12 protein-coding genes are annotated in these 12,405 nt (G+C 48.0%); all 12 read left to right on the forward strand.

Features of this window, described 5'->3' with window-relative positions; genetic code table 11:
* The first annotated feature begins 218 nt into the window (after positions 1–218).
* On the forward strand, positions 219–1,625 hold the full coding sequence (gene murD / locus CIB36_RS04540; RefSeq protein WP_093988356.1) for a UDP-N-acetylmuramoyl-L-alanine--D-glutamate ligase: 1,407 nt from the start codon (positions 219–221) through the stop codon (positions 1,623–1,625).
* 12 nt (positions 1,626–1,637) lie between these two features.
* Positions 1,638–2,669 (forward strand): M20/M25/M40 family metallo-hydrolase, encoded by a 1,032-nt coding sequence (locus tag CIB36_RS04545; RefSeq protein WP_093988357.1) that lies wholly within the window; start codon positions 1,638–1,640, stop codon positions 2,667–2,669.
* Between the two features lie 3 nt (positions 2,670–2,672).
* Positions 2,673–3,686 carry a M42 family metallopeptidase gene (locus CIB36_RS04550; RefSeq protein ID WP_093988358.1) on the forward strand — a complete coding sequence of 338 codons (1,014 nt, stop codon included), beginning with the start codon at positions 2,673–2,675 and terminating at the stop codon, positions 3,684–3,686.
* 30 nt (positions 3,687–3,716) lie between these two features.
* Positions 3,717–4,997, forward strand: a complete 1,281-nt coding sequence (locus CIB36_RS04555; RefSeq protein WP_229408185.1) for a methionine gamma-lyase family protein — start codon at positions 3,717–3,719, stop codon at positions 4,995–4,997.
* A gap of 2 nt (positions 4,998–4,999) precedes the next feature.
* Positions 5,000–5,545 carry a phosphatase PAP2 family protein gene (locus CIB36_RS04560; RefSeq protein WP_093988359.1) on the forward strand — a complete coding sequence of 182 codons (546 nt, stop codon included), beginning with the start codon at positions 5,000–5,002 and terminating at the stop codon, positions 5,543–5,545.
* 63 nt (positions 5,546–5,608) lie between these two features.
* Positions 5,609–6,052 carry a hypothetical protein gene (locus CIB36_RS04565; RefSeq protein WP_093988360.1) on the forward strand — a complete coding sequence of 148 codons (444 nt, stop codon included), beginning with the start codon at positions 5,609–5,611 and terminating at the stop codon, positions 6,050–6,052.
* 348 nt (positions 6,053–6,400) lie between these two features.
* The gene (locus CIB36_RS04570; protein WP_093988361.1) at positions 6,401–6,862 is read left to right on the forward strand and encodes a VOC family protein; all 462 of its coding nucleotides are present in this window, start codon (positions 6,401–6,403) and stop codon (positions 6,860–6,862) included.
* Between the two features lie 23 nt (positions 6,863–6,885).
* Positions 6,886–7,902, forward strand: coding sequence for a LacI family DNA-binding transcriptional regulator (locus CIB36_RS04575; RefSeq protein WP_093988362.1), 1,017 nt, complete (start codon positions 6,886–6,888; stop codon positions 7,900–7,902).
* Positions 7,903–8,370: 468 nt separating this feature from the next.
* Positions 8,371–9,282 carry a carbohydrate ABC transporter permease gene (locus tag CIB36_RS04580; RefSeq protein WP_229408186.1) on the forward strand — a complete coding sequence of 304 codons (912 nt, stop codon included), beginning with the start codon at positions 8,371–8,373 and terminating at the stop codon, positions 9,280–9,282.
* Between the two features lie 17 nt (positions 9,283–9,299).
* Positions 9,300–10,151 (forward strand): carbohydrate ABC transporter permease, encoded by an 852-nt coding sequence (locus CIB36_RS04585; protein WP_093988364.1) that lies wholly within the window; start codon positions 9,300–9,302, stop codon positions 10,149–10,151.
* Between the two features lie 94 nt (positions 10,152–10,245).
* The gene (locus tag CIB36_RS04590) at positions 10,246–11,610 is read left to right on the forward strand and encodes an ABC transporter substrate-binding protein (RefSeq protein ID WP_093988365.1); all 1,365 of its coding nucleotides are present in this window, start codon (positions 10,246–10,248) and stop codon (positions 11,608–11,610) included.
* Positions 11,611–11,638: 28 nt separating this feature from the next.
* Complete coding sequence (locus tag CIB36_RS04595; protein ID WP_093988366.1) at positions 11,639–12,382, forward strand: hydroxypyruvate isomerase family protein; 744 nt, start codon at positions 11,639–11,641, stop codon at positions 12,380–12,382.
* Positions 12,383–12,405: the final 23 nt, after the last annotated feature.

Here is a 12,405-nt window from a genome sequence, read left to right on the forward strand (position 1 = left end):
GGGTTCTGTGCAGAAATTTTCTGTTTTCACTTTATTCTGGTGAAATATGGTGATGAAATTTTAGAGATTTTACAAAGATGTGAAAATAAAGGGATCAAAAAGCGAAATAATTTCAAATTTTTCCCGGAAAAGATTGATAAATAAAGGCAAAAAAAGTATAATAAAATATTAGTGAATTCTTGTTTTCCAACAGGAAACAAATAATAGGAGATGAGAAGATGCGCAAAGATACTGCCGGTTTTTTTGCACAGTTACAAAATAAAAGGATCGCGGTCGTGGGGATGGGGGTAAGCCATTTTGACCTGATCTGCCTGCTGATCCGCAAAGGACTGGATGTCATTGTCTGTGATAAGCGGACCGAAGAACAGCTTTTGGAAAGCTACAGGGAAAACTATGAAGCCCTGAAGCAGAAGGGAGCAAGGTTTTCTTTAGGAGATCGCTATACAGACGCCTTTGAAGAAGCGGACATTATTTTCCGGACTCCCGGGATGTATTTTTATCATCCCGAGCTGACCAAGGCAAGGGAAAACGGCAAGGTGGTCACCTCGGAGATGGAAGTGTTTTTTGACCTGTGCCCCTGCAAGATCTATGCGGTCACCGGCTCGGATGGGAAGACGACTACTACCACGCTGATCAGTGAATTTTTAAAGGCGGAGGGGAAAACCGTTCATCTGGGCGGGAATATCGGGAAAGCCCTGCTGCCGGAGATCGAGAGCATCTCCCCGGAGGATGTCGCCGTGGTGGAGCTATCCAGCTTCCAGCTGATTTCTATGCGGCAGTCGCCCGATGTGGCGGTGGTGACCAACGTCGCGCCGAACCATTTGGACGTACATGGGACCATGGAAGAATACATTGAGGCGAAAACCAATATTTTCTGCCATCAAAACGCATTTTCCAGAACGGTATTGAATTTGGACAACCAGATCACAAAAGGTTTTTCCGTCCGGGTACGTGGGGAACTGGGCTTCTTTTCCCGCACCCAGCCGGTCAAGAACGGCGCTTATTTGGCAGAGGATGGCACGTTAGTCCGGGTGATTCAAGGAAAAGAAGAAAAGCTTCTTCACAAGGAGGAGATCAAACTCCCCGGAATGCACAACGTGGAAAATTACCTGACTGCCATCAGCGCAGTTGGGGCTGATGTGTCGGCACAGACGATCAAGAAGGTAGCGATGGAGTTCGGCGGGGTGGAACACCGGATCGAACTAGTGCGCACGCTTGATGGGGTTCGCTACTACAACGACAGCATCGCCACCAGCCCGACCCGGACGATCGCGGGGCTGAAAGCGTTTGACCAGAAGCTGATCGTCATTGCGGGCGGGTATGACAAAAAGATCCCCTACGAGCCTTTGGCGCCTTATATCAATGAAAAAGTAAAAGTGCTGGTGCTTTTGGGCGCGACTGCCCCGAAGATCGAAAAAGCGGTGACTGAGGATACTGCCTACGATCCGCAGAAGCTTAAGATCCTGCACGCGCAGACTTTGGAAGAGGCGGTGGAGACGGCTCGAAAAGCGGCTCAGGCAGGGGATGTGGTCACCCTTTCCCCGGCAAGCGCCAGCTTTGATCTATACCTGAATTTTGAACAGCGGGGGCAGCATTTTAAACGGATCGTCAACGCGCTGAAATAGAAGGAGAAAGAAATGGAATTGCTACAGACAATAGAAACCCTGTGCGGGGCTGTCGGTGTTTCGGGACAGGAACATTCCGCAGCGGCGGCCGCACTGAATTTATTGAAAGAATATGCGCCCAATGCGGAAATAGACCCGTTTCACAATGTTTACGGCGTGGTGCGCCTTGCCAAAGAAGGGCAGCCTGCCGTGGTGCTGGACGCACATATTGACGAGATCGGGATGATCGTCACCTATGTGGATACGCATGGTTTTTTAAAGGTTTCCGCCTGCGGCGGGGTGGACCGCCGGCTGGTGCTGGGACAGGAAGTGATCGTCCACGGCCGGCAGGAACTGCACGGTGTGGTTGCGGCAATGCCGCCGCATTTGACTGCCGGGGACGACAGCGGCAAGGTGTCGGAGATCGAGCAGATTTTAATTGACGTAGGACTTACCCGGGACGAGGTGAAAAAGGTAGTTGCCTTGGGGGATCGGGTCACGATAAAATCCGGCTTCCATTCCTTGTTAGGCAGCCGGATCGCCTCCAAATCATTGGATGACCGGAGCTGTGTGGCGGTGATCCTCCGTACTTTGGAACTGTTGAAAGGGCAGGATTTGTCCTGCGGGCTGTCCGTCATGTTTTCCGCCCAAGAGGAAACTGGGGAGCGGGGCGCCATGATCGCCGGATATCAATTGAAGCCGGACATTGCTGTGGCGCTGGATGTTTCCTTTGCGCATACCCCGGATGCTGATGAAACCAAATGCGGAAAAATGGGGGCCGGGCCGATGATCGGCATGGCGCCGACGCTGGACCGGGAATTATCACAGAGATTTGTCACATTGGCACAGCAAAATCAGATCCCATATCAAACCGAAGTGATGGGCGGCGCAACAGGCACCAACGCGGATGCTATCGGGGTTCTGCGCGGCGGCGTACGGATGGGGCTTCTTTCTGTGCCGCTGAAATATATGCACACACCGATCGAAATGGTGGACCTTTCAGACTGTGAAGCAACTGCCAGGCTGTTGGCAGCGTTCCTTTCTGAGATCGGAAAGGGGGAATAGGCAATGTGGGAACGTGTGGAACATTACAGCAGGCTAAACGGCGTATCCGGCGATGAATCTGCAGTGCGGGAAGCCATTATTGAAGAGGTCAAAGCCTATTGCCAATATGAGGTAGACGCGCTGGGAAACTTGATCTGCTTTAAAAAAGGGATGGTGACCCCGGATAAAAAATTGATGCTCTGCGCCCATATGGATGAGGTGGGCTTTATCGTGACCCATATCACGGACGGCGGGATGCTCAAATTCACCACGGTGGGCGGGATCGACAGCCGCGTTGTTTTGGGACGTGCGGTAAACCTGTACCGTACCGGAACGATCGGTGTGATTGGCACCAAGGCGATCCATCAGCAGACGGAGCAGGAACGGGAAACCGTAGTCAAGGTAGAGGACATGTTTATTGACATCGGCGCATCCAGCCGTGAAGAGGCGATGAACGTCGTCAGGCCGGGGGATTGTGCGGTCTTTTGCACGGACTACGAAGAGTTCGGTGACGGGCTGCTGAAAGGAAAAGCGCTGGATGACCGTCTTGGCTGCGCGGTTTTGGTAGAATTGATCCGCAGTAAATTGAAGTTTGATATGTATTTTGTTTTTACTACCCAGGAGGAAGTCGGGCTGCGCGGCGCAAAAGCGGCCGCATATTCGGTAAATCCGGATTTTGCGGTGGTGGTAGAAACTACAACGGCCGCGGATTTAAGCGGGGTATCGGAGCAAAAGCAGGTCTGCGCGCTGGGAAAAGGCGCGGTGGTTGGATTCATGGACCGGGCCACGATTTACGACCGGGAGCTTTATGCCCTTGCTTATAAGCTGGCGGTGGAGAAAAAAATTACCGCGCAGACCAAAACCATGGTTGCCGGCGGGAACGACGCGGGGGCTATCCATACATCACGGGGCGGGGTGCGTACTATTGCGGTAAGCGTGCCGAGCAGGTATCTGCATTCCGGCGTTTGCACTGTAAAAAAAGAAGATGTAAAAGCAGTGCTAAAGCTGGTTTATGAATTGACAGAAACGATTTTGTAATGTGAAAAAGAGTAGGAGTGTCGTAAAAATATGCTGACAGAGCAGATGAATTTTTCCCCAAGGCTGACTGCCTTCGCCAAAGAGGTGGAGCGGGACTGCAAACCGGTTTTTGAACGGATCGACGAAATCTGTGAATATAACGAAGCGAGGGTCTTGTCCGCATTTATGGAATGCGGGGTCAGTGAAACGCATTTTATTGGGTCTACTGGGTATGGTTACGGCGACCGCGGCCGGGATGTGCTGGACGAGGTATACGCCAAGGTGATGGGGACCGAAGACGCCTTAGTACGGCATAATTTTGTATCGGGCACCCATGCGCTGAGCGTGGCGCTGTTTGGCGTGCTGCGCACCGGGGACACGATGGTATCCCTGACCGGAACCCCCTATGATACCATGGAAGAGGTGATCGGCTTACGGGGAGAGGGGAACGGCTCTTTAAAAGATTTTGGCGTTTTGTACCGTCAGGTCGATTTATTGGAAAATGGGGCGGTAGACCTTGCGGCGATCCCGGAAGCGGTAAAAGGCTGCAAGGTGGCTTATATCCAACGTTCCCGCGGGTACTCCTTGCGGGAATCGCTGACGGTATCCGAGATAGGACAGATCATCAGGGCTGTCCGCAGCACCAATCCGCAGGCGGTCGTGGTGGTGGACAACTGCTATGGTGAACTGGTGGAAAAGCAGGAACCCTCTGCGATGGGAGCCGATTTGATGGTAGGCTCGCTGATTAAAAATCCGGGCGGCGGGATTGCGCAGACAGGCGGTTACATAGCGGGGAAAGCAAAGCTGGTGGAATTGTGCTCCTACCGCTTGACCGCAGTAGGGATGGGCAAGGAGGTTGGCTGCACGCTGGATCAAAGCCGCGGTATGTTTATGGGACTGTTTTTTGCGCCGGGCGTGGTAGCGTCTGCCTTAAAAACAAGTGTGTTCGCCCTGCGGATGTTTGAAAAGCTGGGGTATGAGGTGTTTCCGCGCTATGACGCCCAGCGCACCGATATTATTGCGGCGATCAAACTGGGTGAGCCGGAGTCCTTGGTGGCATTTTGTCAGGGGATACAAAAGGGTTCCCCGGTGGATAGCTTTGTATCTCCGGAACCATGGGACATGCCGGGATATGAAAGCCAGGTGATCATGGCTGCCGGTGCCTTTACGATGGGTGCGTCGATCGAGCTTTCCGCCGACGCACCGCTAAGAGAGCCCTATGCGGTTTGGCTTCAGGGCGGGCTTACCTATTATACCGGGAAATTCGGGATCTTAATGGCGGCACAGTCTATGCTGGAGAAAGGCCTGTTACAGCTTCCTTCGGAGGAATAACAATGATAGAGTGGATTTATCAGACGGACCGCGCGGTAATGGAATGGGTGCAGAGCAGCCTGTCCTCTGCGTGGCTCGATCATATCATGATCTTTATCACCAAATTGGGAGACGCCGGCTTTATCTGGATCCTTGGCGGGATCATTTTACTGTGCTTTAAAAAGACGCGGCGCTGCGGCGTGGTACTTTTGGCGGCAGTTGCGCTGAATTTTTTGATCGGGGATCTGATCGTCAAGCCTCTAGTCAGCCGCGCACGGCCGTTTATCGACGATCCGGCGTTTGAGCTTTTGATCTCTCCGCCGCACGGGTATTCATTCCCCTCCGGGCACAGCGGAAGTTCCTTTGCCGCCGCAGTTGTGTTGACCGCATTTTACAGAAAGCGGGGCGCTTTTGCCTTTCTTTTGGCTGGAGGGATCGCCTTTTCCAGAATGTATTTATATGTCCATTACCCAACGGATGTTTTGACAGGATGCTGTTTAGGCGTCTGTGTTGGGCTGCTGACGGTGTGGGTTTACCGCCGGTGGGAGCAGAGCCGCCGAAAAGAATAAGGCTTGGCGGGACAACGATCGGAAACAGGAAAATCAATTTGGCGTTTCGGAGGAGGTCTTCTGATGTTAACGACTGAGGTCACACCTGAGTTAGTAGAGGGAGGGAAACGGATCTTTGAAGCCAATCGGTTATCTCTGCACCCAAACAGGAAAACCGGGAAGGGGATCGACGATTATTTTAGAAAAAAATATCATTACCAGACCTTTGACAATGAAGAATTTCGCAAGATCGTTGCATACAATATCATGGAAAATGAGCATTCCCGCAGAAAACTGCCCCAAGGAACGCGGCCGAATCCTCAATGTTACTGCAAGGACGGCGTTCTGGTCGGAATCGACTTATTAAGTGGTGAATTTCACGTGGAATGTGAGGATATAAACAAAGCGGCCGCGGTTTACGATGATTTATTTCTGTACCGGGGACTGGATGAGGAAGATTTAAAAAACTGCTTTTTGGTTGCTGAATATATAAGGTTGAGTGAAGTCCTACCGTTACAAAAAAGCTGATACGGAAATCTAAAAAGGCTTTGCTTTAGGGCGATTTCTGCCACTGGCTGTAAAACTTGGAAAGTAAAATTTGAACTGAAAATATCAATAAAAAATATCCTCTATTTTTGGAGGATATTTTTTTGATGTTTGATTATTTTTACAGAAAATTATTGTATTTTCCTGTAAAAGTGTCCAAAATAGAAATTGATGTGGTGAGAAATGATTGAAAAGCGGTTTTGTTTTTGCTATGCTGAAATTGTAATGAAATCGGCCCTTTTTCGTGACGGATTTATTTTGAGAAAGGGTTACAGCAGAGTAAAGCGTTAATTTTTAAATGAACTTTTAGGAAAGAAAAGAGGAATGTTTATGAGTTCGATCATTGGGACAGATGTGGTTGTTCAAGTGGGCTTAGTTGTGAATGATTTGGAAAAAACAGGCCAGAAATTTGCGGAATTTTTTGGGGTGGAATGCCCGCCTACCTGTTATTCCGGTGACGCTGAGGTGGTGAAAGGAACATATTTGGGACAGCCAACCACGGCTTCCTGCCATATGAAATTTTTTGAAACACCTTCGGTACAGATCGAATTGATCCAGCCGGACGACACCCCCAGCGTATGGAGGCAGTTCCTGAATGAAAAAGGGGAAGGGCTCCACCATATTGCGTTCCGGGTAAAAAGTGCGGATGAGGCGATCAAAGCGATGGAAGGCAAGGGGTATCCTGTGATGCAGCGCGGGCTTTACGGCGATGCTTCTGGACAATTTGCATATATGGACACGCAAGGAGATCTGAAAATAATTCTGGAACTGTTGGAGAACTTTGAGAAATAATTTTAGCGAATCGGGGCTTATGAATGGGAATCAAAAAGACGGCGACAATGATGGAGGTTGCCAATCGGGCGAACGTATCCATCGCAACAGTAGCGCGGGTGATCCACAATAACGGGTATGTATCTGCGCAAAAAAGGAAACTGATCCAGCAGGCAATCGAAGAATTAGGATATGTAGTTCCGGTGAAAGAAACTGTTTCCGTTTCAAGAAACCTTGTTGGGGTGCTGACGCCACCGGACAGGGAAAATCCGTTTTTTTCCTACCTTCCGCATGCATTGGGAATAGAGGCCAATAAAAACGGATTGTATGTCATGCTCCGTGTGCAGCAGGCTACCAATCAATATTTACAAGATGTGGTGCAGGATTTTATCTCTGAATCAGTTTGCGGGATCGTCATTGTAGGTTTTGAGGATACGCTGCTTCTGGATGAAGCAAAAGACCTTTTGCTGGGCTGCGGGGTACCAGTTGTTTTTGTGGAGCGAACAGCCCGCTGTTATGGGCTTAATCGCGTACTGCTGGACGGAGGGGAAGGGATCTACCTGGCGACCCGGCACCTAATAGAACAAGGGCACAAGCATTTTCTGTATATTGGGCAGAATTCAACGAATGACGTTGATAAACAGCGGCTGAAAGGGTACCAGAACGCATTAGCGGAAATAGGTATCCATGACCCGCCTATCGTAAACCCCTTTGAAAGCGGTACAATGCAGGCCGGCTACGATTCAATAAAAATCGGCTTGGAACAATGGCCGCAGACAACTGCGGTTGTCGCATGGTCGGATCTATATGCGGTCGGCGCCATGCAGTATTGCTTTGATACGGGACGCAGGGTGCCGCAGGACATTGCAATAACAGGCTTTGACGATATTTATGCCCCGGCTGTAGTTCCGCCGCTGACAAGCGTAAAAATGCCTTTGGAGGAAATGGCTCAGGCCGCAATCCAGATGATTGTAGAAAGCCGGAACCAAACATTGGATTTCTATTCGAAAACGATTACATTAAGCCCCAAGCTGTCGGTGAGAAAGTCATCGGGAATGTAATTGAATGAAAAAAAGACCTGTCAGGTTTTCTGATAGGTCTTTTTTTACAGTTTTATACCTTATCAAAATCAATAAAAATATGTAATTTTACATATAATATACAGGGATATTTGCACAATTATTTTGAAATACATTTGTATAATTTGTTAATTGAATTATTTTTGTATAAACTTTATAATATTTATTGTGATGAATGCACAATTAATATTTGAGAATTAAGTAAGTTTACATTTTTGTTCTAGTTTTTTCTTATGAAAAATTACATATTTTATAAGGCAAATTTTAAGAAATTTTGTTTTTTCAGGAAAAGGGGTCGATAAGCTGATTATATTAAAAGGTACACCTTTTCGTTCTAAAAAAAATACCGTTGAAACACCTTTTTTAAGGTGTTTTTTTATGCCTTTTTAACGTTTTTTTCCGGAACGAAAAGGTGTGATTAAACCAGATTAGAAAATGGAGGTTTCAAAGGTGGATAAACTAAAAAAATTCGTTAACAAGTATACGCCAGTGATCATGCTTTTGCCGGCTTTAATCGGCGTATTGATTATTCAAATTTATCCCAGCTTAGATTCGATTCGCCTGTCCTTTACGGACAAATCCCTGCTCAACCCGATCACATCTTATGTGGGCTTTGACAACTACATCAAAGCATTATCTGACCCGCAGACATGGCAGACGATTTTGAATACCCTTGTGTTTGCTGTTTTGTCCTTGGCCTTGGGAGCGGTTTTCGCAATGCTCGTTGCGAACGAATTGAACAAAAAATTCCGTGGCCGCACTTTTTTCCGCGCAATGTTTTTAGCGCCATGGGTCACGCCGCCACTGGTAACTTCCGCAATTTGGCAATTATTGCTGAGCGAAACTTTCAGCCCGATCAACGGATTGCTGATGCAGCTTGGGTGGATTGATAAGCCGATCAATTTCCTGGGAAATACAGAACCGATCTTAGGATTCTTAAGCATGCCGCTGATTTCGATCATTATCATCAACGTTTGGTCGATCTTCCCGTTCCTCATGGTCATGTTCCTTGCAGGGATGCAGACGATCCCGGCTGAAATGATCGAGGCGGCGACGGTAGATGGCGCAAATTCTGTGCAGCGCTTTTTTAAGATCACCCTGCCTTGCCTGATGCCGGTGATCGAAACGTCGATCCTGCTGGAAGGGATCTGGCAGTTCAACAACTTCAATATCAGCTATCTGGTCACTAAGGGCGGGCCGTTGAACAGTACGATGGTTATGGCTGTTGATGTATATACGGAAGCATTCATTAACTTTAACTATGGTTCCGGCGCTACGATCAGCGTATTGATGATGCTCATTATCCTGTTCCCGGCAGTTGTCTATTTGAAAAAACAATTGCGGCAGACAGATAACATTTAGGGAAGGAGAAAACATCAATGAACAAAAGAAGCAGACGTATACTCAACGGGATTCGGCACTGGGCCGTTATGATCTTTACAACGATCTTTGTTCTGTTCCCATTCTACTGGATGGTGCTCACTTCCTTAAAACCGCGTGAAGAGCTGATGGCTTCCCCGCCGGTATGGATCCCGTCCTTTCTGGATTTTAACAACTATAAGCTGGTGTGGGAACAGATGCCCTTGCTGAGATATTTAGGCAACTCGCTGTTCGTATCGCTGATGACGACGATCGTATGTCTTGTTTTGGCAACTTTCTGCGGTTACAGCATTAGCCGTTTCGTAATTCGGAAACCGCAAAAAATCACCACAGTCATGATGATCCTATCGCAGTTGATTCCCGGCACGCTGCCTTTCATCTCGTTCTACTTTATCATGTACAATGCAGGGCTGACAAATACTTATCAGGGATTGGTCATTGCTTATTCTGTTTGGGCGATCCCGTTCTGCACACTGATGATGAAGAGCTATTTCAGCCAATCGGTTCCGATCGCGCTGGAGGAAAGCGCCACATTAGATGGCTGCAGCAAATTTGGGATCTTCTTCCGTATTGCGATCCCGATCTCGGTTCCTGGACTTGTCGCTACCTCGATCTTCGCATTTATCCAAGGCTGGAATGAGTTTATGTGGGCAAGCGTTATGCTGTCTAACAATGACATGAAACCGGCTTCAGTTGGTATTTATGACTTTATTGGACAGTATGGGGCGAACAGCAATATTTCCATGTCCATGACCGCTGCGGTTATGATCACACTTCCGGCGATCATCTTCTTCGCATTCCTGCAAAAGTATCTCATCAGCGGTCTGTCCGCAGGTGCGGTAAAAGGTTAATTTTGTTTCGGCAACAGCTATGCGGGGCAGCTGTCCCAGAGGGCAGCCTCCATATGCTGTTAAAAGAATAAAACAAGTATAAAGGAGTAAGTGTATGAAAAATTCAAAGAAAATTTTAAGTGCATTATTAGCAGTCTCCATGCTGTCAACGTTTGCGGCTTGCGGACAAGACGACAAACCGGCCAACGATGGTTCTGGATCTGCCGGCGGTGATACTGGCGACCTGAGCGGAAAAACAATTACATTCACCATGCAGAAATACGGCAACGATGCTTCGGCTCAGGACAAGGTCTTAAAAGAAATGACAGAGGCATTTAAAGAAGAAACCGGGATCACGGTTAATTATTCTATCATTGACTGGGGGCAGGCGCTTACCAAATTGACTCTGGCCTGCACCGGAGGGGAAGCCCCGGATGTTGCCGACGCTTATTTTACCTCTTCCTTTGTTACCATTGGACAGGGTAAATACGGACCGGCTGACGTTACAAATGTTTTTGAAGAGCTGGGCGGAGAAGACGCGTATTTTGAAGCGGCTATCGATGAAGTTAAAATCGACGGCAAGATTTATGGTATCCCGTGGCGTATGGATACCCGTGCTATGATTTATAACAAGGCTCACTTTGAGGAAGCAGGCATCACGGAAGTGCCGACTACCTATGACGAACTGATCGAAGTTGCTAAAAAATTGACTAAAACAGATGCAAACGGCAACATTACCCGTTCCGGAGCAGTTTTACCAGTAGGGGATGCACGTTTTGACCAAGGGTGGTTTAGTTTCCTGGCAGGACACGGAACAAGTGTTATGAACGAAGACTACACAGAATTTACCTTTGGCGGACAGGAAGGGATCGATGCGATTCAGTTTATGCTGGATCTGATCAATGTACATAAAGTCTGCACTGCAAATGTAATTGACCCATCCTTTAACTCCAGTACAGAATACCAGGCTGAAAAAGCATCTATCGTTTTGGGTGCTAACGCTGATTTTATGACTGCTTTGGAAGCAAATGCTCCTCAGCTAGTTGACGTAACAGGAAGCGCCGTTATGCCTAGCTTGACTGGCGAAGGACCTTCTTCTGTCGTATTTTCTGCGCCGATCTGCATTATGAATTCTACCAAAGAACGTGCGGCAGCCGAAGAATGGCTGAAATATTTCTGTTCTAAAGAAGGCCAGATCAAATTCTGCTCTTCCGTAAATCTCATCAACTCCAGAAAAGACGTTATGGAAGATGAATTTTACAGCAGTGACTTTATGAAAACTTATCCGGAACAGGCGGAACGCGCTATTTACGGCGACCCGGCTATCCCGACCTGGAGCCAGATCGACGCATTCCCGAACGGCCCGCTCAACACCATGCTGACCAACATCGTAGGCGGCGCGGACATCCAAACAGAAGTAGATAACTGCCTGAAACAAGTCCAGGAAATCTACGACAAAGGCGAAGTTGATTTAGGCTAATCACAGCAGAAGAAGGAGAACGAAAGATATGAACTACTCCGTATGTATTGACGCATTGTATCACGGAAAGGATTTCGTGGAAGGGATGCGTGAGACCAAAGAGGCTGGACTTGATGCGTTCGAGTTCTGGTCTTGGTGGGACAAAGACCTTGACCAGATCGTGGAAGAAAAAGAAAAATTGGGTTTGACAGTGGCCGCGATGTGCACAAAGTTTTTCAGCCTTGTAGACCCAAAAGAACATGAATCATATCTTGCCGGTTTGGAAGAAAGCATTGCGGCCGCGAAAAAGCTTGGCTGCAAAACCTTGATCAGTCAGGTCGGGGCGGATACCGGAGAAGCGCGGGAAAAACAATATGCCGCATTGCTTCAAGGGGTAAAAAAGGTCGTTCCGGTGCTGGAGGAAAACGGGATCACCCTGGTTCTGGAACCTTTGAATACGGCGGTAGATCATGCCGGATATTATCTTTCTTCTTCTAAAGAAGCGTTTTTGCTGGCTAAAGAGGCTGGCAGTGAAAACGTAAAGATACTGTTTGATATCTATCATCAGCAGATTACAGAAGGAGATGTGATCCGCAGTATCCGTGAAAATATTTCCCTGATCGGGCACTTTCATGCAGCCGGGAACCCCGGACGGCATGAGATCGATACCGGTGAACTGAATTACCCGAATATTTTTCGGGTAATTCAGGAAACAGGTTATACTGGCTATATGGGATTGGAATATTTCCCCGTAAAACCTGCGTTGGAAGGGTTACAAAAATTGCCTAGATAAAAATTACATACAAAGGAGAAAGA

This window comes from Massiliimalia timonensis, assembly GCF_900186585.1.
GTDB classification, from domain to species: Bacteria; Bacillota; Clostridia; order Oscillospirales; family Ruminococcaceae; genus Massiliimalia; species Massiliimalia timonensis.

Bases quoted from the DNA above. Each gene is read 5' to 3' on its own strand.
- CIB36_RS04555 (WP_229408185.1), top strand. From the start codon at position 3,717: ATGCTGACAGAGCAGATGAATTTTTCCCCAAGGCTGACTGCCTTCGCC.
- CIB36_RS04590 (WP_093988365.1), top strand. From the start codon at position 10,246: ATGAAAAATTCAAAGAAAATTTTAAGTGCATTATTAGCAGTCTCCATG.
- CIB36_RS04575 (WP_093988362.1), top strand. From the start codon at position 6,886: ATGGGAATCAAAAAGACGGCGACAATGATGGAGGTTGCCAATCGGGCG.
- CIB36_RS04560 (WP_093988359.1), top strand. From the start codon at position 5,000: ATGATAGAGTGGATTTATCAGACGGACCGCGCGGTAATGGAATGGGTG.
- murD (WP_093988356.1), top strand. From the start codon at position 219: ATGCGCAAAGATACTGCCGGTTTTTTTGCACAGTTACAAAATAAAAGG.
- CIB36_RS04595 (WP_093988366.1), top strand. From the start codon at position 11,639: ATGAACTACTCCGTATGTATTGACGCATTGTATCACGGAAAGGATTTC.
- CIB36_RS04565 (WP_093988360.1), top strand. From the start codon at position 5,609: ATGTTAACGACTGAGGTCACACCTGAGTTAGTAGAGGGAGGGAAACGG.
- CIB36_RS04545 (WP_093988357.1), top strand. From the start codon at position 1,638: ATGGAATTGCTACAGACAATAGAAACCCTGTGCGGGGCTGTCGGTGTT.
- CIB36_RS04550 (WP_093988358.1), top strand. From the start codon at position 2,673: ATGTGGGAACGTGTGGAACATTACAGCAGGCTAAACGGCGTATCCGGC.
- CIB36_RS04570 (WP_093988361.1), top strand. From the start codon at position 6,401: ATGAGTTCGATCATTGGGACAGATGTGGTTGTTCAAGTGGGCTTAGTT.
- CIB36_RS04585 (WP_093988364.1), top strand. From the start codon at position 9,300: ATGAACAAAAGAAGCAGACGTATACTCAACGGGATTCGGCACTGGGCC.